The 24533-nt window shown below is 65.9% G+C and carries 26 protein-coding genes; 15 read left to right on the top strand and 11 right to left on the bottom strand.

Features of this window, described 5'->3' with window-relative positions:
- Positions 1–25: 25 nt before the first annotated feature.
- On the bottom strand, positions 26–640 hold the full coding sequence (locus AC1VNX_RS06255) for a CHAP domain-containing protein (protein ID WP_483155928.1): 615 nt from the start codon (positions 638–640) through the stop codon (positions 26–28).
- A 135-nt stretch (positions 641–775) separates the two neighbouring features.
- Here AC1VNX_RS06255 and AC1VNX_RS06250 point away from each other — a divergent pair, with 135 nt between their 5' ends.
- The 8 genes from AC1VNX_RS06250 (at position 776) to AC1VNX_RS06215 (ending at position 7016) form a co-directional block, all read left to right on the top strand.
- On the top strand, positions 776–1423 hold the full coding sequence (locus AC1VNX_RS06250; protein ID WP_483155927.1) for a response regulator: 648 nt from the start codon (positions 776–778) through the stop codon (positions 1421–1423).
- 23 nt (positions 1424–1446) lie between these two features.
- Positions 1447–3297: a sensor histidine kinase gene (locus AC1VNX_RS06245; protein WP_483155926.1), complete on the top strand. Its 1851-nt coding sequence runs from the start codon at positions 1447–1449 to the stop codon at positions 3295–3297.
- Positions 3298–3426: 129 nt separating this feature from the next.
- Complete coding sequence (locus tag AC1VNX_RS06240) at positions 3427–3600, top strand: hypothetical protein (RefSeq protein WP_483155925.1); 174 nt, start codon at positions 3427–3429, stop codon at positions 3598–3600.
- The gene (locus AC1VNX_RS06235) at positions 3597–3905 is read left to right on the top strand and encodes a hypothetical protein (RefSeq protein ID WP_307616318.1); all 309 of its coding nucleotides are present in this window, start codon (positions 3597–3599) and stop codon (positions 3903–3905) included. Before AC1VNX_RS06240 ends, AC1VNX_RS06235 begins: the two co-directional genes overlap by 4 nt.
- Before the next feature lie 170 nt (positions 3906–4075).
- Positions 4076–4819 (top strand): sensor histidine kinase, encoded by a 744-nt coding sequence (locus AC1VNX_RS06230; protein ID WP_483155924.1) that lies wholly within the window; start codon positions 4076–4078, stop codon positions 4817–4819.
- A 50-nt stretch (positions 4820–4869) separates the two neighbouring features.
- On the top strand, positions 4870–5406 hold the full coding sequence (locus AC1VNX_RS06225; protein ID WP_483155923.1) for a beta/gamma crystallin domain-containing protein: 537 nt from the start codon (positions 4870–4872) through the stop codon (positions 5404–5406).
- 108 nt (positions 5407–5514) lie between these two features.
- Complete coding sequence (locus AC1VNX_RS06220; protein WP_483155922.1) at positions 5515–6003, top strand: hypothetical protein; 489 nt, start codon at positions 5515–5517, stop codon at positions 6001–6003.
- Complete coding sequence (locus AC1VNX_RS06215; protein ID WP_483155921.1) at positions 6000–7016, top strand: hypothetical protein; 1017 nt, start codon at positions 6000–6002, stop codon at positions 7014–7016. The genes AC1VNX_RS06220 and AC1VNX_RS06215 overlap by 4 nt, the downstream gene beginning before the upstream one ends.
- Positions 7017–7218: 202 nt before the next feature.
- On the opposite strand, the gene AC1VNX_RS06210 is transcribed toward AC1VNX_RS06215, so the two are convergent.
- From AC1VNX_RS06210 to AC1VNX_RS06180, 7 genes are all read right to left on the bottom strand, one after another.
- Positions 7219–8232, bottom strand: a complete 1014-nt coding sequence (locus AC1VNX_RS06210) for a hypothetical protein (protein ID WP_483155920.1) — start codon at positions 8230–8232, stop codon at positions 7219–7221.
- A gap of 493 nt (positions 8233–8725) precedes the next feature.
- Positions 8726–9163: a YqaJ viral recombinase family protein gene (locus tag AC1VNX_RS06205; RefSeq protein WP_483161888.1), complete on the bottom strand. Its 438-nt coding sequence runs from the start codon at positions 9161–9163 to the stop codon at positions 8726–8728.
- 181 nt (positions 9164–9344) lie between these two features.
- Entirely contained in the window at positions 9345–10280 is a 936-nt protein-coding gene (locus AC1VNX_RS06200) for a LysR family transcriptional regulator (protein ID WP_483155919.1), read from the bottom strand.
- Positions 10281–10333: 53 nt separating this feature from the next.
- On the bottom strand, positions 10334–11788 hold the full coding sequence (locus tag AC1VNX_RS06195) for an efflux transporter outer membrane subunit (protein ID WP_483155918.1): 1455 nt from the start codon (positions 11786–11788) through the stop codon (positions 10334–10336).
- Complete coding sequence (locus tag AC1VNX_RS06190) at positions 11785–12771, bottom strand: HlyD family secretion protein (RefSeq protein WP_483155917.1); 987 nt, start codon at positions 12769–12771, stop codon at positions 11785–11787. The genes AC1VNX_RS06195 and AC1VNX_RS06190 overlap by 4 nt, the downstream gene beginning before the upstream one ends.
- Before the next feature lie 27 nt (positions 12772–12798).
- Positions 12799–13005 carry a DUF1656 domain-containing protein gene (locus AC1VNX_RS06185; RefSeq protein WP_184605448.1) on the bottom strand — a complete coding sequence of 69 codons (207 nt, stop codon included), beginning with the start codon at positions 13003–13005 and terminating at the stop codon, positions 12799–12801.
- Positions 13002–15023, bottom strand: a complete 2022-nt coding sequence (locus AC1VNX_RS06180; RefSeq protein ID WP_483155916.1) for an FUSC family protein — start codon at positions 15021–15023, stop codon at positions 13002–13004. The genes AC1VNX_RS06185 and AC1VNX_RS06180 overlap by 4 nt, the downstream gene beginning before the upstream one ends.
- Before the next feature lie 145 nt (positions 15024–15168).
- Between AC1VNX_RS06180 and AC1VNX_RS06175 the strand changes: the two genes are divergently transcribed.
- Positions 15169–15975, top strand: a complete 807-nt coding sequence (locus tag AC1VNX_RS06175) for an AraC family transcriptional regulator (protein ID WP_184605450.1) — start codon at positions 15169–15171, stop codon at positions 15973–15975.
- Positions 15976–16049: 74 nt separating this feature from the next.
- Here the strand turns inward: AC1VNX_RS06175 and AC1VNX_RS06170 are convergent, their stop codons facing one another.
- Positions 16050–16829 (bottom strand): SDR family oxidoreductase, encoded by a 780-nt coding sequence (locus AC1VNX_RS06170; protein ID WP_483155915.1) that lies wholly within the window; start codon positions 16827–16829, stop codon positions 16050–16052.
- Positions 16826–18019, bottom strand: a complete 1194-nt coding sequence (locus AC1VNX_RS06165; RefSeq protein WP_483155914.1) for a PrpF domain-containing protein — start codon at positions 18017–18019, stop codon at positions 16826–16828. The genes AC1VNX_RS06170 and AC1VNX_RS06165 overlap by 4 nt, the downstream gene beginning before the upstream one ends.
- A 180-nt stretch (positions 18020–18199) precedes the next feature.
- Here AC1VNX_RS06165 and AC1VNX_RS06160 point away from each other — a divergent pair, with 180 nt between their 5' ends.
- The 6 genes from AC1VNX_RS06160 to AC1VNX_RS06135 all read left to right on the top strand — a co-directional run bounded on the left by AC1VNX_RS06160 (position 18200) and on the right by AC1VNX_RS06135 (position 23605).
- The gene (locus tag AC1VNX_RS06160; protein ID WP_483155913.1) at positions 18200–18556 is read left to right on the top strand and encodes a Zn-ribbon domain-containing OB-fold protein; all 357 of its coding nucleotides are present in this window, start codon (positions 18200–18202) and stop codon (positions 18554–18556) included.
- 6 nt (positions 18557–18562) lie between these two features.
- Positions 18563–19699 (top strand): thiolase family protein, encoded by a 1137-nt coding sequence (locus AC1VNX_RS06155; RefSeq protein WP_184605453.1) that lies wholly within the window; start codon positions 18563–18565, stop codon positions 19697–19699.
- Between the two features lie 11 nt (positions 19700–19710).
- On the top strand, positions 19711–20490 hold the full coding sequence (locus AC1VNX_RS06150; RefSeq protein WP_184605454.1) for an SDR family NAD(P)-dependent oxidoreductase: 780 nt from the start codon (positions 19711–19713) through the stop codon (positions 20488–20490).
- A gap of 46 nt (positions 20491–20536) precedes the next feature.
- Positions 20537–21727 (top strand): CaiB/BaiF CoA transferase family protein, encoded by a 1191-nt coding sequence (locus AC1VNX_RS06145; RefSeq protein WP_483155912.1) that lies wholly within the window; start codon positions 20537–20539, stop codon positions 21725–21727.
- 9 nt (positions 21728–21736) lie between these two features.
- Complete coding sequence (locus tag AC1VNX_RS06140; RefSeq protein ID WP_483155911.1) at positions 21737–22513, top strand: enoyl-CoA hydratase/isomerase family protein; 777 nt, start codon at positions 21737–21739, stop codon at positions 22511–22513.
- Positions 22514–22621: 108 nt separating this feature from the next.
- Positions 22622–23605: a Bug family tripartite tricarboxylate transporter substrate binding protein gene (locus AC1VNX_RS06135; RefSeq protein WP_483155910.1), complete on the top strand. Its 984-nt coding sequence runs from the start codon at positions 22622–22624 to the stop codon at positions 23603–23605.
- A gap of 35 nt (positions 23606–23640) precedes the next feature.
- Here AC1VNX_RS06135 and AC1VNX_RS06130 read toward each other — a convergent pair whose 3' ends face one another.
- The gene (locus AC1VNX_RS06130) at positions 23641–24513 is read right to left on the bottom strand and encodes a LysR substrate-binding domain-containing protein (protein ID WP_483155909.1); all 873 of its coding nucleotides are present in this window, start codon (positions 24511–24513) and stop codon (positions 23641–23643) included.
- Positions 24514–24533 lie beyond the last annotated feature (20 nt).

Genomic DNA, 24533 nt, shown 5'->3' with positions numbered 1-24533 from the left:
AGAAAGCTGGGCCATATCAGCTCCTTTAAAGCTTCATTTCCAATGTGCGGCACCACGCGTATATGCAGCGGGGCTGCCGCTCGAAGAGTTCCGGCGAGGTGATCTTGATGGCGTCGAACGGCGCCACCTTGAAATTGACTGCCGAGCAATGCGCCACCAGGCGAGCGCGTCCATCTGCATCGGCCTCCATCACGAGCCCCACGTGGCCGTAGTTCTCGCCGCTTCCCGCTTTCGGGTAGACGACCAGCGCCCCGGGCGTGGCCCTGGCCCGGCGTTCGAAACGCACGCCGGCGCCCATGGCATCGGCCCAGATGCTGTCCGTGTAGATCCAGCCGGCAGCGTCCGTATAAGGCGCGGGATTGCTTTTTCTGCCGAAGCCGAGCGCCCAGCACACGAAGCCCGAGCAGTCGCAGGCGGGCACCACCAGCGCCGGATCGTGCACGTCGAGTCCTGCTGCCAGGGCCAATGGCTCCAGGGCGTGCTGCTGCACCAGAGGAAGCGTCGGCCACAACTGGCCGACCGGCAACGCGCTCGTCGGCAATGCCGCATCTGCGGACCGCCCTCCTTCACCGAGCCAATAGACAGTGCCCTGTCCACAGGCTGAATGCGCACGCGTCAGGACATCTTCAGTTCGGTACATACGGCTCCTTTGGGACTTCTTCCGAAAATAACCGGGACTCCGCTGAGCGGCGATACCGCATAGGCGCTATGGCCCGGCGGCATGCGCAGGCGAAGAATGGAGTCGTACACTGCGCCCGAATACCCTGGAGTGGGAATGAAAATCCGCGTGCTGATAGTCGAGGACGAGCCGGAATTCATGCGCCGGTTCTCCAACGCCGTGCTGGCCGACCCGGAGCTTTCACTCACGGGGGCGGTCTCGACCGGTGCCGCGGCAATGGCGCTCCTGGGGGCACAACCACCCGATGTGCTGTTGCTCGATCTCGGTCTGCCCGACATGGACGGCACCGAGGTGATTCGCTATGTCGCCCTTCACCACTCGGCATGCGACGTGCTTGTGGTAACCATGTTCGGCGACGACCGGCATGTGATTGCCGCACTGGAAGCGGGAGCGACGGGCTATCTGCTCAAGGATGCGGGCGCTGACCGCATCGCCACCAGCATCCATGAACTGCACGCGGGCGGCTCCCCTATCAGCCCCGGCATCGCGCGTCGCATCCTGGCGCGGATGCGCACGGCCACGACCCAACCGCGTGACGAAAGCCCGCGCGACGCGGTGCTGACACCACGGGAAACGGAGTTGCTGCGCCTGACGGCCAAGGGCCTGAGCTTCGATGCGATCGGACAGCTCCTGGAGATCTCGCCGCACACCGTGGTGGCGCACGTCAAGAAGATCTATCGCAAGCTGGCAGTGCACTCGCGCGGGGAGGCTGTCTACGAGGCCAATCAGATGGGGCTGCTGTGACATGGCCAGGATTTCGGTGCCTGTTGTTGGTCGCGCTGATCATCGGCGGCGCCACCGATGCAAGGAGTGCCGACCAGGCGAATGAATCCGCATCGCCGCAGCACGCGTTGCGCCTAGGTGCCTCCGGACTCACGCCGCCCGCACCCGATGCCCCATGGCAAAGCGTGACGCTGCCCAGCGTCGCGCCGCAGCTCGGTGCTGCAGCCCCTCAGGGCCCGACCTGGTTCCGCATCGACTTCAAGCGCGAGAGTGCATCGCCCAGGCCCTGGGCCGTCTATCTGCCCTACCTGTACGGCGGCGGGCAAATCTGGCTCAACGGCCAACAGGTGGCCAGCGTGCCGGAGTCGACGGACCAGCTGCGCGTGCGGTGGGAGCGCGCGCACCTGCTGCCCTTGCCCGACAACCTGCTGCGCGATGGCGACAACGAATTGATGGTGCGTGCGGCTCCCGCACTGGGGGAACACAGCCTGCGCTTTCCGCGCGTGGACATCGGCCCCGTGGTCACGCTGAGCGAAGCGAACGACCGCCGCCAGTTCTGGGTGCGGACCGCGCCACAGCTCACCGTGCTGGCCTGCCTGATCGTCTCTGCATTCGTCCTGTTCATCTGGTGGCGACGCCCGGGCGAGGTGCTCTATGGGCTGTTCGGGCTCGCAACCGTGTTCTGGGGAATCCGCACGCTGACCTTTGTGATCGAGGTGGTGCCGGTGGAGCGCTGGCAGCTCTGGCGGCTCGTCTACCTGGCCGCTACCGGTGGCTTCGTCGTGGTCATGGCGCTCTTCGCCATGCGCTTCGCCGGCCTGCGCCATCGCGGGCTCGAACGCGCACTGGCTGCGTACTGGTTGATCGGCCCGGTGTGGCTGCTGCTCGCCGGCTCCGCGGGTGAACCGCTCGTCAACCGCATCTGGAGCGGCGGGCTGATACCCATCGGCATCGGAATCATCGCCGTCTCGTTCTGGGCCGTGTGGCGCGAGCGCAGATGGGCTTCGGCAGTCATGCCGGCGGTTCTCACGCTGGCAACGCTCGCGGGCGTGCATGACTACCTGATTTCGTGGGATGCGGGGCTCATGGAGCGCGTGCTGCCGGGTTGGGCGGGGCACCGCCTGTTCATGCTGCACCACGGCGCCAACCTGATGCTGTTGACGATGGGCGTGCTGTTGTCGCTGCGCTTCACAAGGGCTCTCACCTCACTGGAGCAGCTCAACGAATCGCTGGAGTCGCGCGTGGCCGACCGGGAGCGCAGCCTCTCCGCCAATTACCTCCGTCTGGCGGCGCTGGAGCGGCAGAACGCCGCCGCCGAAGAGCGGCAACTCATCATGCGCGAGATCCACGACGGCCTCGGCTCGAAGCTCTTCACATCGCTGTCACGGGTGGAACGCGGCGACATGAGCCACCTGCAGATCGAAGAGTCGCTGCGCGCCTGCATCGCCGACATGCGGCTCGCGCTGGACGCGCTCGCGCCGGAAGACCACGACCTGCGCACCGCCCTGGGCGACTTCCTGTTCCGCTGGCAGGGCGAACTCGAAGCAGCTGGCGTGCGGGCCGCCTGGACCATCGACATGCCCGACGAAGCCCCGGGCGTGCCGCCCCACACGACGCTGCAGATACTGCGCATTGCGCAAGAAGCGCTGACCAACGTCGTGAAGCATGCGCGCGCGAAGCAGGTGGAGCTTCGGCTGCAGCGGGCCAACGGACTGCTGCGGCTGGAGATCCAGGACGACGGCCTCGGTGCCGGCCTGGCGCCCGGCGCCCAGGGGCGCGGCATCGTCAACATGCGCGCTCGCGCAGAGAGGCTCGGCGGCACGCTCGAGCTGCGGCAGGACGCGCATGGAACCTGCGTCGTGCTGAGCGCTCCCCTCGCATCCTCTGCCGCCTGAGCCGGGTGCCCCGCGGCCCATCCCGCAAACACGCGAGGGCTTGGCCCGAAGACGGTATTCCGCAGCAGCGCCGCAATTTCTACATTGGATGCCATGCACAGACATGACATTCCAGAGGAGCGCGAACGCATGACCCCACAATCCGGGCCCACCGACGACACCCTGTCGAGGGTCGGCCGCTGGCTGCTGGCGATCGCAGTGGTTGCGCTGGCCTCGCTGATCCTCTGGATGGCAGGATGCGGCAACCGGCTATCGACCTACGGCGTGAACGACACCATCCACATCGGGGAGTCGATCACATGAGCCCCGCCGGTGATCTGCAGTCTTCGGCCACGTTGATGTCGATCGTGAGCTGGCTCTACCTGGCGACCAACTCCGTGCGCGCCGTTACCTACGTGCCGCAGATCGTCGCCGTCTGGCACTGCACGGACGGCGCGCGTGCGATCTCGCTCGTGACCTGGAGCTCCTGGGTGCTCGCGAACCTCACCGGCGTGATGTACGGCGCTTGGGTCGTGCGCGACGGCCTGTTCATCACGATCTCGGCCATCAACCTCGTGTGCTGCGCCACCGTCGCGTTGATCGCGGCGCGCCGCAGGGGACTGCTCTAGGAGATGTCTGTATGAACTCGCTTCAGCACATACTTCGGCTCTTAGGCTTTCCCCTGCCTGTGCCGATTGAGGGGACGTCGCAGCTGCCCCGCCGGAGGAACACATTCGACGGCGTCCCGCTCCCGGTGCGTGCTCCTCCACCGGAGCTTCAGCCTCCTGTCGAGCAGGCCATGGCCGAGCTCTTGCGAAAGAACCAGTTGCTCGAGACCTCCGACCGGGCGAAGGTCTGCCTCTTCGCTGCCGCAATCCACGACCTTCGGCAGCCGCTGCAAGCCCTGATGCTGTTCTCGAACGCGCTGTCGAGCGCCGATCTCGACACCGATCGGCTGCACCGGCGCATCGAACAGATTCGCCAGTCCGTCGACTTTCTCGATCGGCTGTTGACCGGGCTGCTGGACCTGACGCAGATCGAGGCGGGCCGCACACCACCCAGGTGCGCCGATCTGGCGCTCGATCCGCTGCTAGACGAGGTCCGGCATCACTTCCTCGCCGTGGCCGAGGCGCAGGGAGTGCGGCTGGTGGTGCGCCCCACCGGCGCATGGGCGCGCTGCGACGGCGTGATGCTCGCGCGGATTCTCAACAACCTGGTGAGCAACTCGCTGCGCCACACACACCACGGCGGCGTACTCGTGGGCACGCGGCGGCATCGGGAAGGCATTCGCATCGATGTCTGCGACACCGGGGTCGGCATTCCACCGCAGCATCAGGCGCGGGTCTTCGAGGCGTTCTACAGGATCGATACCCCCGAACAATCGGCCGCGTGCGGACGCGGCCTGGGTCTGGGGCTGGCCACGGTGCAGCGACTGGCCGATCTGCAGGGCGCGACGGTTCGGTTGCGCTCGCGGCCCGGCCAGGGCACGGTGGTGTCCGTCGTGCTGCCCGCAGCGTCCGGTCATAGCCGATTCGCGGGATAGACGATCACCCCCGCGCTGCGAAAAAAGATCATTCTGAAAGGACCATCATCATGAAGTCGAAGATTTTCTTGACCGCAACCTGGGGTCATCGCCGTGGCGAAGTATCAAGTGCTCAACGTCTCTCTCCTTCGAGTTGGAAGAGCTGGATTAAATTGATGCTTTTCGCATCTGTGCCGGCGGCGATGTTTTCGTTTTGCGTTACCGCAGCGGCGCAGTGCACCCCTTCTAATCCGCCGAGACCTTGTAATGACGTCGTGGGGATTCCTGTTGACGAGGGGGGAAATCCGGTTCAAGGCCCAAATGAAACGGGCCAATTTACTGGCCGTGACGGTGCTTGTTACGCATATGCGCACCGCGGTTTTCGTGGAGACAGATACACCCTGGGGAGAAAGAAGATCGCCACCTACGTTGGAGACAAATTCAACGACAAGATTTCGTCTTTCAGAGTGTCACCAGGGTGCAAAATTGTTGCGTGGGAACATCGCGACAGGAAGGGCGCGGTGGTGACATTCAATAGCGATGCGGAATATGTCGGTGACGATTGGAACGATAGGATTTCATCCTTTGCGTGCCGGTGCCCTCAATAGGGCCTGGCTCGGGCTCAGTTCGTCGGCGCCCACTCCCACTCGCCCAGGGGCTTTGTTGCACATAGAAATGCGGCCAAGCGCCTGAGATGATTTCAAAGAAGGTAATTGATGAACATCGAAGACTTCCACCAGCTTCTCGGCATGACGAACGCGGACCAGGAGCTCATTTCCGCCATTGGAGAGCATGGAGGAAATGTGGCGGACTTGTCTCCAAAGAACATTCGCGAACTGGGCACCGACTACGTCAACCTGAGCGAGAAGGGACTCTCCCTGGCCTTCCAGTCGCGCACACGGTTTGAAGATTCGCGGGGAACACCGCGTGGTGAGGGACCGTATGTGCTTTCCGGGATGTTCTATTACCCGCATGGCGGCACTGATCTCGGCACGTACACGGGTCCGGCCCCGTTTGCCTCCGAAGGCATCCGCAATCGGGATGACGCGCTTCGCGTCTACGGTGATCCCAGCCGCACGGAAGAGGACGATGACGAGATTGAGTGGGATCAGTGGGGCAAGGACGGACGCCAGCTCCGCGCCAGCTACCGCGAAGATCTGCAGATTGACACGGTGTCGATATCGGTTCCCATGGTGAAAAGGTGATCATGTCGCCCGTGGATCATCTGGGTCGGGGCTGGAGCGACCCCGCGGTCCAGCGGGTGATCGCCGATTGGCCGGATCGTCCTTACATTGACGGCGAGTCGATCCAGAAGGCAGTGGTGGACGGCAGGCTTTCGCTCTTCAATCTCGAGCGAGGCATGTTCTTGTTCTTTACCGACGCAGTGTCGTACATGGCTCGATTTGGCCTGGCAAAAAGCGAGGGGCCGATCATGGTCAGCCGGGTGGTCTTCTTTGGGGCATACCACGCCGACGTGGATGCCTATGAGGGTGCGGTTGTTGGCGACCTGACGATGCGCGCCCGGCTTGATGCATGGATCGATGCGCTGGGTCACGCCGAATGGACCCACGAAGTCGCCGGAGTCATCCGGAAGGCGAGGTGGCTCGTCGATGGCGCGCAAGCGGATGTCAGCTTCACGCCATCGGGCGAATGCAAGCTTGTTTCGTTGACGCTGCAGTACACGCCTGAAGCCGACGCCATGCGCGCCGAGGCGCGGCAGCGCCAACTGGCCCTGCCTGGCCCGGATCGGATCTTGGCTGCGCTGGGGACGCCGATATCGTCGGATCCCGTCAGGGCGGCGTTCAGCGCCGTCGACTACGCCGGGAAGCTTCCCGAAGCCTGCAGTTATGGCGGAATAGACTTCTCCAGGACTGACGGCTTCGAGCTCTATGCTGCGCCTGCCGAAGACCTGCTCCCAGAGCGTACGAATGAGGTGAATCCAGGAACGCTCTGCCTGTCCGGGGCGCGTTATCGATGCGACCTCGATTTCAAGAGCGTTCAATGGCAAGGTCCGCTCCTGTTCGGCATCACATTCGATGATGGACCGGACACGGTAGTTGCCAAGGTCGGGCGCGCTCCGGACCGGCAGAGCATGGATGAGATGCAGGGCCATAGTCAGTGGCGTTTTGGTGCTTTCGATCTGCACATCCTCTACAGCCTGGCCGAAGACCGTGTCTGTCGGCTGACGCTGCTTGGTCGGACGAAGGACGCCGCCTGAAGCAACTGCATCTTTGCGTTCGGCAGAGGCATGGATGTGGCCCCCGATCGAGCACGACGCGAGCGGCCTGAATTCGATGCAGATCGCCGGACGCGGCTGATGATCGCCGTTGCGCGTTATCGTTCATTCCCACCCGAGACCACCGCCACCGCTCCATCGGCCACTCGGGGCTCGCAAATAGGTACAAGCACGAGCGACCGGCTCATCCGCGAATCTGCTCGTTGTCGGGATGATCGATCCGGACCCACTTCCTGCCGTCGAACCGTGCCAAATCCGTGATCCCGATGCTCCACAGCACGCCGTCGATGCTGTCCAGCCGCCATGCGTCCTGCAACTCGGGCTTGAGCTTCGACTTCACCCGTGAAATCGACTTCCCGTCGAACTGGAAGAGTCCGTTCTCGGCACTGAGGTAGACCGCACGGTTGAAAGTGGCCAGACAGACAAAGGTCTGCTGGCCATCCGAGTCGCCCAGGCCCTGGAATCCCGTTCGCGCGTTGCCCTTGAGCAGCGTTCCGTTGTGGCCGCATACCCAGACCTCGTCCGGGCCGTTGCAGCGCACCCATTCCAGGTGCTCGTTCACTGGCAAGCCGATCTCGGTCCATCGCTTGCCGTCGAAATGCGCCATGTAGCCGCGTAGCCCCACCACATAGACGTCGCTCGCTCGGGTGCCATCGATGCAGCTCAGCATCGGCGCGGTCGAGACTGCCTCCAGCATCTCGCCGATGCGATCGGGGCCATATTGCGCAGGGTCCACCTTCACGCGAATCCCCTGATCGTTCTCACGCCAGTCGTCGACGCCGAAGCGGCGATACACCTGCCCGTGCTGGCCGCAGGCCCACAACTGGCCATCGATCTCGCGCAGGTGGCTCATCAGGCCGCCGAAATTGCCGTCCAGCATCCCGGCACCAGGAATCTGCTCGGTGCGAACCTCCCTCGTACTGCCGCGAACGAAATGGACCGCGCCCTGTGCGCCGAGGCAGGCAAACCGCTTCTTGTCTTGCGGCAATGTCCGATAGGCGTGCACGGACACGATGTTGTCCTCGAGGTCGAAGTACCCGAAAGGCAGCTCCTGCTCGGCCGGGTTGTATGTCGACATCCGTGTGTGTGCGGTCTCGCGCGGATCCAAGGCGTTGAGTTGGGTCGCGAGGAACACGAAGTCGGGTGCGATGACCACACCGTCGAGGTAGTACACAGATGAAACGTCGCTGGATGCCATTGTTTTCCTTGCTTGCTGATCGGTTCCTTGTCCGGCCCTTGAAGCGCACCCACTTCCTTCCACCCAAGCGGGGCAGGTCCTTGACACCGACGTGCCGAGCGTCCTGCAAAATTCAGTTCAGTTTCAGCCTTGTCCTGACGGGAGCTGGTGTCGTGCCAAGCGGATCGCGATCAAGGCCCCCGATTGTCCGGTGAGTGGAGTGGCGCAGGAAGGCCCTGGAGGGAGGCCTTCATGCACGCGGCACTGCCCACGAACTTGAGACGGAATTGCGCCGACGTGCCGCTGCACCGTTCACGAGCTACGACACCCTGGACATGCGCCCACTCGAGAAAAGAACGGCGCCGCGCCCGTGGTGGAAGCTCTGGCGCGCACACTGAAAAGAACGAGCAAGTGCCGCTGAGCCAAACGCGGTTCTCACCTTGACGTCGGTGCGTCACGGCATCTGTGCGTCGTTGTCCTGCGCAGACGGGGCCTTGTCGAGCTCGACACATCGTCAGAACGCTTGCTCCTGCCGGATAAGTCGCGCAATCTCGGCTTCGCAGCGTTCGATCCGGTAGACCTGCAGGTGCTGGCCGCCCAGCAGCACGATCACGTCGGCGGCGTTCGCGCCTGTGACCGCGAGCTGGTGCAACACCCGCAGCCTGATGTGCTCGGGGACACCTTGAGCCCAGAAGTGGACGAGGCTCATGCCGACGGAGAAGCATTCGAGAAGCTGGACATCGGATGACGCCACGACTTCGCGCGTGACCATGGCGCGCATCCACGAGTGCCGCGGGTGCTGCAGCGTGGTATTGACGCGCCGGACCTTGCGCCCCGTCGTGAGCGTGTAGTGCGCCGCCACGATCGGTTCGAGCAGCCGACTCCAGTAGGCGAGGCTGTCGTCCTGGAACTGCGTCGGATACAACAGGTCCTGTCGACCGGTCTTCTCCATCTTGCGCGACGAGGGAAGCATCAGGCCCGTGCAGTACCCACGAAAGCCAGCGTGTCGATCCATGTGACCCAAGCCTGCGCTCAGGTGCTCCGAGTACCTTGTTTTGAACTTCCAGCACGCGGCATCCTTCTATTAACTGTTCCGTACCGAAGCGCGAATTGAAGAGACTCGCGGTTCGCCGTTACACAGGAGGTACAGGCGCGGCACCTATCAAGACCGGAAGGGAAGCCGCACTGTCGCGCATACGAACTTCCAGCATCGCGAGAAGGACACGGAGAGCGGCGCTGTTCTGGCGGCGCTGTGTGTAGGCTGCATAGAGCCAGATGTCGCTGGGCATGAAGTCCCTGAGAACCGGAACCAAGTGAGCGCTTTCCACGTAGGGTTGCGCAAGCAGGTCGGGAACGCACACCGCGCCGATATCCGCCAGTGCTGCGCCGATCAACGCACTCGCATCGTTGGCGTCCATGCGTCCCCGAACGGGAACGTTGTACGGCTGGCCGTCCACTTCGAATGCGATCTGTGGAGGCCCTGGCGTGACGGAGTATGCGAGGACGTCGTGCTTTCGCATGTCATCAGGCTGTAGCGGAATGCCGCGCCGCGCCCAGTAGCGCGGCGTGGCGCAAAGTGTGAGCCCCATCCGGCGCAGGCGCCGCACGATCAGGTTCTCGTCGCCGATCTGCCCGAACCGCAGGGCGATGTCCACTCCCTCGTCGACAAGATCGATCATGCGGTTGCTCAGTTTCAGGTCGAGCTGCACGTCGGGATAGCAGGTGAGGAAGTCTCCCAGCAGGCGCGGAAACGCAGTCTGGACCATTCCATGGGGCGCGGTGATCAACAGGCGACCGCTGGGGTGCGAGCCGCGTGCCTGCAGCTCGCTCGTGGTCTGCTCAATCATCTCCATCAGGGGCGCACATCGCGCCTGCAGCAAGCGGCCTGCGTCGGTGAGGGAGACTGAACGCGTCGAGCGGTTGAGCAAGCGGACATTGAAGCGCGACTCCAGTGCTGCAACGTGCTTGCTCACGCTGGCCTTCGAGATACCGAGCCTGCCGGCCGCGCGCGAGAAGCTGCCTTGGAAAGCCACTTCCGAAAATGTCCTGAGAAGCTCGAATCCGTCCATTTTTCATCCCGTCACTCGCGAAGCGTCCCATTGCAGATAACTGCCCTTCACCCTCACGGGTGCGACGCAGCGGGGCCACTCTCCCATCCGCCACCCAGGGCCATGAAAACCCCGACTTGGTACTCCGCCAACCGGGCGTCGGACTCAGCCAGCGCGGCTTCGTGCGAGGCCAGGGTGCGTTGGGCGTCCAGCGCATCGAACTGGCCGACCTTTCCGTTGATCAGCAGCGCCCGCGCCTGGTCGGCCACGATCAGGCTCTGGTCGCGCGCGGCAGCCAGAGCCGCATGCCGATCGAGCTCGCGGCCGTAGGTGTCCAGCGCGGCTTCGGCTTCTCGCAGCGCATTCAGCACGGTGCCCTCGAACCGCGCGACTGCGACGTGAGCCGTTGCTTCGGCCTGGGTGATGCGCGCTCGCGCGACACCCGTGTTGGGAAAGGACCAGCTGATCAGCGGGCCCACGCTGTAGCTGAAGGTCTCGCGGTTGGCGAACCGTTCGACAAAGCCGGCGGACGCCGATGAGAGGCCCAGCATTACCTTGGGATAGAGATCGCCCGTCGCGACACCGATTCGCGCCGTCGCGGAGGCCAGGCTTCGCTCGGCTTGCCGCACGTCGGGGCGCCGGGCGAGCAGCGCCGCACCGTCGCCCACGGGCAGCAGTCCGGCCACGCGTGGAGGCTGCTCGCAATGGCCGACGGCCTCGGGAAGGTCGCGCGGCGGCGCACCCGTGAGCGTGGCGAGCCGGTACAGCGCCTGCTGGCGCCGGGATTCCAGCGGGGGAATCGCGGCGCGGAGGGTTTCGAACTGGGCGCGCGCACGCGCGGCGTCCATGGTGCCGGCCTTGCCCGCGCGCTGCAGCCGCAGCGCCAGCCCGAGCGCGTCCTCCTGCAGGCGCATCGACACCTGTGCCACGCGCAACTGCAGCCCGGTGGCACACACCGCGCCATATGCCTGCGCCGTGCCGCCGGCAACGCTCACGCGCACCAGGTCCACCGCAGCGCGCGCGGCGCCGGCATCCGCTTCGGCAGCCTCGATGGCGCGATGCAGTTGGCCGAAGAGGTCCAGCTGGTAGGACACGGCCATGCCCATGCTGTAGTTGAGCCGGCTCGGCGGCGCATGGCCGGGTTGCAGCACCGACAAGCCCGAGCTATGACCGAAGCTCGGGCCGCCATTGAGGGTGATCGATGGCTGTTCGCTCCCGTGCGCCTCTGCCTCGAGGGCCATGGCACGCTCGAAGGTAGCCAGGGCTTGCCGCAGATCGGTGTTGTGCGCCAGGGCCCGGGCGATCAGGCCGTCGAGCTGCGGGTCGTCGAAAAGGCGCCACCAGTGCGCGGGCATCGTTGCATCCGATGTGGCAGCGCCGCCGGAGAGGAACGGCCCGGCCGAAGCGGACTGCGCTGCGGTGAGCGCGGCCGGTGCGACGTAGTCGGGGCCGACGGGACCATGGGCACAGCCAGCCAACATCACGCATGCGGCAGCGGTTGCAAGCGCGAGGACGCGAAGCGGCTTCATGACCGCGGCTCCTGAACGCGAGCCGCGCCGGCGGTAGAGGCCGCTCGGGCCTCCATCACCTCGACAGAGACAGTCTGACCGACGACCAGGCGAGCATCGGCCGGCAACGGGTCGAGCTTCACTCGCACCGGAACGCGCTGGGCGAGCCGCACCCAGTTAAATGTGGGGTTCACGCTGGACAGCAGGTTGGCACCAGTGCTGCGGTCGCGGTCGCCGATGCCTGCGGCAATGCTGTCGACCTCGCCTTCGAGCGAGGGCGCGTCCATGGGGGTCACTCGCACCCGGTCACCCAGCCGGATGCGCGACAGCTTGTTTTCCTCGAAGTAGCCCTCGACGTAGATCGAACCGTCGGCCACGAGCGCCAATGCGGGGTGGCCTGCGGTCGCATAGGCGCCCTGGCGCAGATCGAGATTGGTGACACGGCCCGCCGCCGGCGCGCGCACTTCTGCGCGTTGCAAGTTCAGGCGCGCCACGTCGAGCGCCACCTGCGCCTGGCGCAGGGCCGTTTCGGCCGCCAGCAGCGCCCCCCTGGCTTGCTCGACACGCAGGCGCGACTGCTCGCGCACCTCCTGCGCGACAAGGCCCTCCAGTTCGTCGTTGCGGCGGCGCTCGCGCTGCGCCTGGGCCAGCGCGACCTGCTGATTGCCGATGACGATCCGCTGAGCGGCGACTGCAGCTTCGGCCTGCTGCAGCGCCAGCGCGAAGCGGGCTTCGTCGATCGAGAAGAGCAACTCGCCCGCCACGACCGGCTGGTTGTCGCGCACCGCCACGACGGCCACCATGCCGGAAACATCGGGCGCCACCTGGACGACGTCGGCGCGCACCCGGCCGTTGCGCGTCCAGGGCGCCAGCTCATAGTGGTCCCAGAGTTGCAGGCCGGCCCAGCAGGCGGCCGCAGCAACCAGCGCGGTCAACAGCATGCGCAAGAGAGATGGAGCCGAGTGCGACAGCCAGGCAGGAAGGCGGACGGATTTGGTATTCATGATCGAGCAGCAGGACAACGGGTCAGTTCAGGAGGAGATGGCGCCGGCCAGCCGGACCAGCGCATAAAGCGACAGGAGATACAGCCCCAGATCGAAGAGCGGTGGATGCCACACCCACCGGTAGACACCGAGCAGCGACAGCAGGCGGCGAACCCACCAGGCGCAAGCCATCGCGCCTCCTGCAAGCAGGAGCAGGCCGGGAACGTAGATGCCGAAGAAGCTCGTTTCGATCATGGTTGGAGGTCCAAAGGCGCGGAAGGAAAGAGATCCCTGCGCAGCCCCACGAGGGCCGAGACAGCGGGTTCGCACCCGGTGCTTGCGAGGCAAAGGGCCAGCAGCCGGTCGATCTGCGGCAACAGCGCGTCTAGCCGCGTCAGCGATTCCGTGGCTTGGGCGAGGAAGGCTCGCTCGAGCGCGGTCAGCAGCTCGCGCACAGGCGTTTCGGGCAGCAGGTGGCGATGCTGCTGAAGAACGCCGATGCTCGCGCCGATGCGAAGTTCGCGCATGGCGAACTGCACCGCCTCGCTGCCCTGGTCCGCGGCGCCGCCAACCGTGCGCGGAACCAGCAACGCGATGCGGTCCAGCATGCGGCCGGCGAATGCGTCACGCGCCAGCGCGCGCTTCGGGCGCGCAGCCATCCCGGAAAGATCGCGCCAGGTGGCCCGGTGGATGCGCCGCGCGCTCCATTCGCTGCTCACGCTGCGCACGATGGCGGTAACGCGTGCGGCAATCAGGGCACCGGCGAAGAGCGCCAGATTGCCCTCGAGAAAGCTGACCCAGTCGGCGCTGGCAATGTCGTGCAGGGCCAGTGTGCCGGCCACGCCGAAAAACATGCCAAGTGCCGTGAGGCTGCTTGCCGGACGAGCGAGGTAGCCGCCCACGACCAGGAACAGGGGCGCAATACACAGCACCAGCATGCCGAAGTCGTGCGCCAGCGGCATGACGCCGAGGATGTAGAAGGCAGACACCGGCATCGACCACAGCAGGGCGACCAGGAACTTGTGCATGCCCGGCACGGGGTCGTCCATGGTGGCGAAGAAGCTGCAGAAGACCGCTGCCGCCATGGCCATCGACGATCCCGCGCGCCAACCGCTGAAGATCCACGCCGCGCATGCAGTGCACGTGGAAAGCACGACCGTGAATGCGGAGCGCAGCGCCAGGCCCCTGTCCACGTGAAGGACCGAAGGCCGCGAAGCCTCTCCCCGCTTCGGAGGCGGCGCATGGCCGGCCAGCCCGGCGGCGATGTCGGCGCGAAGCGCGTTGCACCGGAGCCATCCCGCGACCAGCTCGTCGACATGGGCCGCGACGTCAATGTTCAGCGCACGCACCCAGGACGAGTTCCGCCGGTCCGCGCTCTCAGCCCGGGCAGCGGCGCGGACGCTGTCCAAGGCGCCGGCCGGCGCCTCGGCATCGAGGCAGGCGCTGCCTTGCGCCACGGCCCGCGCGACCGGGTCGGCCACGCCGTCCGTTGCATCGCGCAAGGCTGCGAGCCGGTCCTCCAGGGCCGAAAGCGAAGGCGTCAGTGCCGCGAGGCCGTCGTGCAGGTCGCCCACGGCATGCCGGGTCCAACGCAGGCCACCGGTATCGAAGGGCACGTGGGTTGCGAGCAGGCGCAACTGGGTGATGTCGGTGGCGATGCGCCGCCTGTCTTGTGCCAGCCGCTTGCGAACCTCATCGTCGGCACCAGGGCTCATCAGGTCGCCGGCCCATCGGCGTACATCGCCCAGCGTGCGGTCGATCAGCCCGACAAGTGAAGGCGCGAGGCTGGCGGGCAACACGATGCTGTGGACGAGGCTCGCGCAGACGATGCCGATCGCTATCTCCTCGGTTCGGGCGACGGCGATGTCGAACATCGCCGCGGGTGCGTCCACCAGCGGAAAGCCGATCAGCGCCGCAGAGTAGCCTCCGAGCATGAAGGCATAGGAGCGCGCGCTTCGCTCCATCAGCGACAGATAAAGGCAAGAGCCCACCCACAGCGCAAGCGCGAGCGACAGAAGCAGCGGCGATCCCGACAGCGACGGGATCAACACCACGGTGGCCGCGCATCCCAGCACGGTGCCGCAGAGGCGGTAGAGCGACTTCGAGCGCACATGGCCCGCCAGGGGATGGGCCACGATGTATGCGGTCATCATGGACCAGAAGGGCCGGGGCAGCCCGAAACGGCTGGACAGGTAGAGCGCGAGCATGGCCGCGAAAAAGCTCTTGAGCGAAAAGAGCCACTCCTGCCTGGAGAAACGAGGCCGCGCGCTCATGCGGCGCCCCTGGAGATCGTGTTCGAGGGCGTCGATTCGGCTTCGAACTTGTTGCGAATCATTTGCATGTGCAGATGCTAGGCATCCTCATGCGAGGCAAGAATCGTAAACTTGGACAAATGATTTCTCTTTTCGGTCATCCCGGATGAACCGCTCCGTCCGTACCACGTCTCGCGCCAACCTCGACCTGGACTACGAGCCATCGGTGCCCGTCATGGCACATCGCGTGGATGTCGAGGAGCGCGAGCGCGAGGTTCCGATTCACGTGCATCGATCGGGCCAGTTGGTGATGGCGCTGCGGGGGGCGGTCTCCTGCGACGTACCCGGTGCAATGTGGATGGTTCCGCCCCAGGCGGGCGTGTGGATTCCGGGCGGCACGCCGCACAGCAACCACAGCACGGCGAACGCGGTGATCTTCTATCTGTTCGTTGCGCGCGATGCCGCGCCCTTGCCTGCCAGCTGCTGCACCTTGCGCATCAGCCCGATGCTCGGCGAGATGATCCAGTACCTGGCGGAACAACCGCCCTCCTACGAGCCAGGCGGGCCGACCGATCGGCTCGCCCATGTGCTGCTGGACCAGCTCTGCGCCATGCCAAAGGAGGAAGTCTCCTTGCCCATGCCCGAGGATGCGCGGCTGCGAAAGGTGTCCCGCGCCATGATGCGGGATCCGTCCGACCGCCGTACGCAGCAAGATTGGGCGCGCCAGCTCGGCATGAGCGAGCGGACGCTGAACCGGCTGTGCACAGCCTTGACCGGCCTGAGCTTCGGACGCTGGCGGCGCCAGCTGCACATGATGGTCGCGCTTCGGGAACTGTCCGGAGGAGCGACCGTGCAGCAGGTCGCCTACGACCTCGGCTACGAGTCGCCCTCGGCCTTCATCACGATGTTCAAGAAGGCGTTCGGCAAGCCTCCCGCCACGTACATCAATGACCGGCTGATGGCCGGAGGATGAGGCCCCCTGGGGCGCTCTTCGGCCGGCATCACGTCGTGCCGGGATGAACGCAGCCGAAGTTCCGCCTCAGGACTTCACCGGTAGGGGCGCGCGTGGGTCACGCCGCCGTCCACCACCAGGGTGGCACCCATCACGTAATCTCCCGCGCGCGAGGCCAGGAATATGGCTGCGCCTGCGATGTCGTCCGGCGTGCCGATGCGACGGGCGGGAATGTGCCCAGACAGCACCTCCCCATGGTCGCGAGCATTGCGGTTCATCTCGGAGGGAAATGCACCCGGCGCAATGGCGCTGACCGCGATGTTGTCCTGTGCCAGGCGCATCGCCATGCGTCGCGTCAGGTGAACCAGTCCTGCCTTGCTCGCAACGTAGGAGTAGTTCTCCTGTGGGTTGAGCCCGATGCCGTCGGTCGAAGCGATGTTGATGATCTTCCCGACCCGCGCCTTGGCCGCGGCGCGCAGCGGTCCGGCGAGCGCCTTCGTCAGGAAGAAAGGCGTCTTCAGGTTCAGGTCGACCACCTTGTCCCAGCCGCTCTCCGGAAAAGCATCGAAGTCTTCTCCCCACGCGGCTCCGGCGTTGTTGACCAGGATGTCCAGCGTCGATTCATGGCGGGCGTAGGCGTCGGCCATTGCTTGGCAGCCCGCGACCGTGGACACGTCGTGCGGCAGCGATACGCAGTGGCCCGTGCCCGCGAGTTCGCGCGCGGCCAAGTCGCAGGCCTCGGCCTTTCGCGCGCTGATGTAGACACGTGCGCCGTGCGCCAGGAACCCCTCGGCGATCATGCGGCCGATGCCTCGCGAGCCACCGGTGATGAGCGCCGTGCGGCCCTGCAGCGAGAAAAGATCCTGAGCACTCATGGCGACATCACCGCCGAACTTTCGCGCATGGACGTGCCTTCTTCTGCGGGCACCTCGAGGCGCGATCGCCGCACATAGGCCGTTCCGTCGAAAAGGCGCCGCGCCGTGCGCGTGAAGTGCACTTCGCGCACAGTCCATTCGTTCCCGCCCGCATGCTCGACATTCGCGAATATCTTGAGCACCCCGCTCGGATGGCCGATGCGGATGCGCGTCGGGCCGGCGTGCGTGCCTCGCGCTTCGGCCGGAATGGTTCCCGCGATCTGCGCCGCGACCGAGAGGCATACCGAGCCGCCGCCAGGGAACGCCTTGTGCATGGCGCCACCGTTGAGCACCATGCGCGCGACGAAGTCGATTTCCGATGACTGCACGATGCGGTCGCCGGCAATGGTCCGGTAGTCCTGGGCTTCGCTGATCAGGATCTGGTACGGCGTCAGGATGCCCGACGAAGGAAGATTGCAGCGTTCGACGACCCAGCGCCTCACCTCCTCGGCCATCTCGTAGATCTCGGGGCCGAGCTGGCCCGGCAGTTCCGTGCCGTTGATGCCCAGATCCGCCGCGCGGATGAACACGCACGCCGTGCCGACGTCGACCACCGACACCGGTATTTCGCGGCCGAGCTTCGACACGTGGACCCAATCGCGCGCCTGCCCGGTGGGCAGCAGCTTGCCGGTCGTGGAGCCGCTGGTGTCGGAGTAATCCAGCGCCACCTCTGCGCCGGTGCCGGGCACGCCATCCACTTCGCTGTCTCCCTCCACGCGCGGCTCGCCATCGGCGCATTGCACCGTCATTCGAAGGATCTTTCCGGTGTTCGTGTTGTGCACCCGAACGGTGGTGACGGGCTCCTGCACGGGAACCAGCTTCTCCTGCAACGCATACACCCCCGTGGCCGACGAAATGTTGCCGCAGACGATCTCGAAGCTGACCGTGGGCTGGTCGATGCCGATCTGCACGAAGGTGTAGTCGATGTCCGCATCCGGGCGCGACGGCGGCCCGATGATGGCGCACTTGCTCGTCAGGATGTCTGCGCCGCCGAGCCCATCGATCTGCCGCACATCCGGGCTGCCGAACAGAGCCAACAGAAATCGCAGGCGCGCCTCGGCATCGGCGGGCACGTCCTGCTGTGAGAGGAAAACGGCCTTGCTCGTGCCACCGCGCATCAAGGTGACCGGTACGTTGATTTGTTCTTTCATCGGCCCAGTATGCGGTTGCACCCGGGCCGCCGTCCTTTCAGTTTGGCTGGCCTTTCTTTAACCTGGCTGCATGCTTTAGCGCGGCTAAAGAATGCCGAGCAGAAATCCAATGACCACGAGGGTGTGCGTCTCGATACTTCCTGTTGCTGTGGCCAGCTCCACACGAACAGGAGACACCTTTTGAAGATCATCAAGCGAACGGAATCCCCCTTCCGCGACACCCCCGGCGGCATGGTGCTTGTCGCCACACGCGTGGCCAGCCAGCCACCCCAGTTCCCGCCGATCGAATTCGTTCACGATGACCAGCAGGTCGAAGAGATCGAGCTCGGCCCCACCGGCTCCCTCTACAGCTTCACGATCGTCCACCCCGGCAAGGAGAAGCAGCCCTATGGCCTCGCCATGGTCGACTTCGCGCCTGGCGTGCGGGCGTTCGGGCGGCTGCTGTTCGGCACCGAGCCGCCGGCCATCGGCAGCCGCCTGCGGGTGGTGCCCTTCGCGTTGCCGGACGGCACGCCCGACTATGCCTTCCAGGAGTGATGCGAGATGAAGCAACCACTGATCACCGGGGTCGGCATTACGGACTTCGGCCGCTTTCCCGAACTGACCGAAGAGGCCATGGCCCAGGCAGCGATTCTCGATGCCCTTGCCGATGCCGGCACGCAGCTCTCGGAGGTGCAGGCGTTCTACTGCGGCAACGCGCTGGGGGCCATGCTGCCCGGCCAGCGCGCATTGCGCGAGCTGCATGCCGAGGGCGGTGCCGTCTACAACGTGGACAACGCCTGCTCCAGCGGCGCCACTGCGTTGAATCTTGCGCTGCAGGCGCTCAAGGTCGGCCAGTACGACACCGTGGTGGTGTTCGGTATGGACCACCTGAGCAGCCTTGGCGGTGGCCCGCTGCAGCTCAGTCAGAAGGACTGGAACAACCGACGCGGAATGATCATGCCGGCCCTGTATGCCATGCGCGCCAGGCGATACATGCACGACCACGGCCTCACGCTGGAGACGCTGGCGGACATCTCCGTCAAGAATCGAAAGCACGGCGTCCTGAATCCTGTCGCTACGTTCGCCAAGCTGGCGAGCCGCGAGGAGATTCTGGCGTCCCGCCCGGTGGCCGAGCCGCTCACGCTGCTCCAGTGCTGCCCCGCGGTGGTCGACGGGGCGGCGGCGCTGGTGCTCAGCACCAAGCCCTCCAGGGGCGTTGCAAAGCCGGTCCGGGTCCTGGCATCGGTGGTGCAGTCGGGCCTGTTCGAGACCGCACCGGTCGACATGACCGAGGCCGAGATCACCGCGCGCGCCGCCAGGCTGGCCTATGAACAGGCCGGCATCGGACCGCAGGATCTCAGCCTGCTGGAGGTGCACGACGCGTTCACCATTTCCGAGCTGCTCTATTACGAGGCGCTTGGTCTTTGCAGCCGGGGCGAGGCGGCAAGCCTCCTGCAAAGCGGCGCGACCACGCTTGGCGGACGCGTGCCGGTCAACCCCAGCGGCGGACTGATCGCCAAGGGGCATCCGCCGGGAGCGACGGGCGTCGCACAGGTCGTGGAGGTCTGCGAGCAGCTGCAAGGCCGTGCCGGCGCACGGCAGGTGCGCGGAGCGCGCATCGGCCTCACGCAGGTGACCGGTGGCGGCATCTGGGGCGTGGACCACGCCGCCTGCTCCATCAACATTCTTTCGCTTTGATTGCAAGCACCATGAACCAGACAAGCACAACCACGCCGGCCTCGCTGCACGGCCTCGTTGCCGTCGTGACCGGTGGCGCCAAGGGCATCGGCCTCGGCATCGCCCGCGAGCTCGCACAAGCCGGATGCCGCATCGCGCTGTGGGACTTCGACGAGGCGGCGCTGCAGGCAGCCGAGCAGGCCCTTTCGGGCGAGGGCTTCGACGTGCGGACCTTCAAGGTCGACGTCAGCTCGGTGGAGCAGGTGGAGGCGACGGTGGCCCGGCTTCTCGCGTCTCATGGCCGCATCGACATCCTGGTCAACAACGCAGGCATCGGCGGCGACAAGTTGGTCTCCAAGATGGATCTCGCGTTCTGGACCCGCGTGATCGAGGTCAACCTCCATTCGCAGTTCATCTGCTCGAGGGCGGTTTTGGCACAGATGGCGGAGAACCGGTTCGGCCGCATCATCAACATCGGCTCGCGCGCATGGCTGGGCAATCGCGGCCAGGCGGCCTACTCCGCCTCCAAGGGCGCGGTGGTGAGCCTGACGCGCTCGCTGGCGCTCGAATATGCGCGCAAAGGCATCACCGTGAACGCCATCGCGCCCGGCATCGTGGAAACGCCGCTGTTCGAAACACTGACCGAGGAGGTCCGACAGGGGCTCCACAAAACCGTGCCGATGGAACGCATCGGCCAGCCGGAGGACATCGGCCGCGCCGTCCGGTTCTTCGCGGAACCCGGCTCGAGCTACGTCACCGGCCAGCTCCTGTACGTCTGCGGCGGGCGCAGCCTCGGCAGCCCCTCCGTATAACGCGCCGACATCACGACATGAGCAATCCAACAAGACTGAAGATCGCATGCTCGCCAATGCATTGAGCGGTTTGAAAGTGATCGACTTCACGCAGGTGATGGCCGGTCCGACCTGCACGCTGTGCATGGCCGACCTGGGCGCCGACGTGGTGAAGGTCGAAGCGCCTGCAGGCGATCTCTCGCGGGCCCTTTCGCCCTGGGTGCGGGGCGAGGGGGTCGCCTTCATGGCGCTTAATCGCAACAAGCGCAGTGTCGTGCTCGACCTCAAGCACCCCGAGCACCTGCAGGCGGCGCAGGCGCTGGTCGCGCAGGCGGATGTGCTGGTCGAGAGCTTCCGCCCGGGCGTGATGGCGCGCCTCGGGCTGGACTACGCAACGGTGTCCGCGGGCAATCCGCGGCTCATCTACTGCTCGGTCTCGGCGTATGGCCAGCACGGCGCCAGCAAGGATCTTCCCGGGGTCGACGGCGTGCTCCAGGCCGTGAGCGGCCTGATGAGCGTCACCGGCGCGCGCGACGGGGAGCCGTGCAAGGTGCCGGTGCCGGTGGTCGACCTGGTCACGGGGTCGCTGGCGACCATCGCAGTCCTGGCCGCCCTCGCGGACCGGCAACGCACGGGCCAGGGGCAGCACGTCGAAGCCAGCATGTTCGCAAGCGCCATCGCGCTTCAGCACGTGAGCTTCGCGTCCTACTTCGCGGACGGCCAAGTGCCCGGGCCACAGGGGCATGCCGCGCCGTATTCGACCCCGAACGAAGCCCTGCGCTGCGCCGACGGATGGATCATGGTGGCGGCCTATCACCCCGCACGGTGGCAGGCCCTGTGTGCCGCCATAGGCGCGCCTGAACTGGCCTGCGATCCACGCTTCGCCGACAACAAGGGCCGGCTCCAGCACCGCGAGACGCTGCTGCGCCTGCTCGAAGAGCGCATGCTCGCGCATCCCCGTGCCTTCTGGCTGGAGAAGTTCGCAGCCGTGGACATCATCTGCGGCCCCATCAACAACTATGCGGAGGTGGCGCAGTCCGCGCCCTTCCTCGAAGCGGCGCTCGCGGAGCAGCTGCAGCACCCGGTCGCCGGGTCGATGACGCTGCCACGCAGCGTCATCGGCGCGGTCGGGGAGCGGCCCCGGGCGCGACGCCCCGCCCCCACCCTGGGCCAGCACACCCGGGAGGTGCTGGCCGAGCTCGGCATGCCAGCCGCGGCCATCGATTCGGTGATCGCCCCCAGCCCTTCCCAGAACTGAAGCACAACCATGCCCATCGTCAAGACAGTCCAGAACGGCGTCGCCGTCGTCACCCTGAATCGGCCCGAGGCCATGAACTCCATCGACCCGGAGTCGAACGAGCAATTGCTCGAGATCTGGGACGAGGTTTCGAACGACGAGGACATCCGCGTGCTCGTCCTCACGGGTGCGGGAGAGCGCGCCTTCTGCACAGGCGCGGACCTCAAGAAGACCATGCCGCCCGCCGACAGCGCGGCGCGGCAGGTCTTTCGCTGCGGAACCGGGCATTTCAACTTCGGCACGCTGCAGACCGACAAGCCCGTCATTGCCGCCATCAATGGCTACGCCCTGGGCGGCGGGCTGGAGCTGGCCTTGCTGGCGGACATTCGCATCTGCTCCGACAACGCACGCTTCGGTTTGCCGGAAGTGCGGGTCGGCAGCATCCCGGGCGCCGGTGGCACGCAGCGCCTGATCCGCGCAGTCGGCCAGTCGGACGCGATGTGGATGCTGCTCACCGGTGAACGCATCGACGCCGCGGAAGCGCTGCGGATCGGGTTGGTCAGCAAGGTGGTTCCCTTTTCCGAATTGCAGCAGGCAGCCCTGCAGCTCGCGGGCGCGATGGCAGCCAATGCCCCGCTGGCGATGACCGCCGCCAAGCGCCTCGCGATGAACGGACGCGAACTGCCGCTAGCGGGCGGGCTGGCCCTGGAGCGCCAGGCGTTCGGGCTGCTCAGGGACAGCGAAGATCGGCTGGAGGGGCGCCGCGCCTTCGCCGAGAAGCGCCCTCCCGTGTTTCGCGGCCGCTGAAATGCCTCGCCCGCAAGACGGATGCGTTCTCTGGGCGAGCCTTCGATCTGCTCGCAAGCACGAGTCGACGCTCGAACAACCGATGTGAGCTTTCTCCTGGAGCATCCCGTGAATAAACCGCGTACCGCCTGGCTCAACAACCTCGCACTCATCGTTGCCGCGTTCGTCGGTGCATCACCGGCCATCGGGCAGCAAACCGGCCGCCCACCCGCCAGGATCCTGGTCGGCTTCTCACCCGGTGGCACGCTCGACGTGGTGACGCGCGCGCTTGCCGATCAATTGCATGGCCCGCTCGATCGCACTGTGGTGGTGGAGAACAAGCCGGGCGCAGGCGGGAAGATCGCGATCGATGCGATGCGCGCCGCTCCCACCGACGGCAGCGTGGCCATGCTGTGCCCCGACTTTCTCGCATCGATCTACCCCTTCGTCTTCAACAAGCTCAACTACGACCCGCAGAGGGACATCCTGCCGGTGTCGACGGTGGTCGAGTTCCCGATGGCACTGGCCGTGCCCTCCTCCTCGCCCGTCAAGACCTTCGCCGAATACGCCCAATGGGTGCGTGCGCACCCGGAGAAAGCCAACTTCGGCCACGCGGCATCGGGCGGTCCGACGCACTTCCTGGGACTTCAGATCGCCAGGATCATCGGCACACCGCTGCAGGACATACCGTTCCAGGGCGCAGCGCCGATGATCGTGAACCTGACGGGCGCCAATGTCGCGGCGGGCACGTCCACGGTCGGAGACTTTGCGCAGCACCACAACGCCGGCAAGCTGCGCGTGCTGGCGGTCACCTCCGCACAACGCTCGCCGCTGCTGCCGAACGTGCCGACCTTCGGCGAACTCGGCCGCAAGGAACTCACCGCTGTCGGCGTGCTGGCCATATGCCTTGCCCCCGGCACGCCTGCGGCCGTAGTCTCCGAATGGAGCGCCGCCGTGCGCAAGGCGGCTTCCACCGAGCAGTTCGCGAGCAAGGTCCGCATGCTCGGCTTCATGAACACGGGAAGCTCGCCCGCCGAAGCGCGCGCCAGGTTCGACGAAATGCGCGGGTTCTGGGAACCGGTCGTCAAGGCCTCAGGATTCAAGGCCGATTAGCGCGATGACGCGATCGCGCGCTCCCCGCGGCGCACCTAGCGCACCGAGCGGATCCAATCCCGAAAGAGCCGGACCGGTGCCGTGGCCGCTTTCAAAGGGTCGCAGACGAGGTAGTAACCGAGCTCCGTCCTGGCGACATGGTCCACCGCAACCACGAGGCGCCCGGTGCGCAGGTCATCTTGCACGTAGGCCCGCTGCGCCATTGCCACGCCCAGGCCATCCGCTGCGGCCTGATAGCACAACGCAGCATTCGCCAACGCGATTCCCGGCAGGCATGGGGTGTCCGCCAGGCCGGCCGAGCCGAGCCACAGCGGCCAGGCCTGCGGGCGCAGCATGGAGTGCAGCAGGTCGGCCCGCAGCAGATCGCCAGGCACCTGGAACTGCCCCGCCAGGGCGGGTGCGCAGACCGGGACGAATTCGTCGTCGAACAGGTGGTCGAGCTCCACATCGGCCCACTCGCCCATGCCGTGCCGGATTGCGCAGTCGGCGCCTTCAAGCCGGACGTCATCCGCGAGTGCGATCGTCGCGATCTCCAGGCCGATGTCGGGATGAAGCGCATGGAAGCCGTGAAGGCGGGGAACCAGCCAGCGGATGGCGATGCTCGGAGGCACCTTGAGGCGGAGCCGTTTCTCCCGCTGGCTGTCGGCCAGGTCGCCCAGCGCGTCGTGCAGGCGATCGAAGGCGTCGCAGACGCGGGTGGCGAGCCGTTCGCCCGCTGCGGTGAGTTCGATCTCGCGACCGGCCCTCCGGAACAGCTGCACGCCCAGCCCCGCTTCCAGCAGCTTGATCTGCTGGCTCACGGCCCCGGGAGTGACGTGGAGCAATTGAGCGGCTCGCGACACCCCCTTGGCTCGATACACCGCATCGAACGCCCGCAGCGGGCTCAGGAGCGCGCGAAGGTTCCGCATGACAGGATCGAAACTTCCGG

Source organism: Variovorax sp. TLI9-5A, from assembly GCF_056867935.1.
The sequence above is the reverse complement of the archived record's forward strand: the minus strand, read 5'-3'. Positions and strand labels throughout refer to the sequence as shown.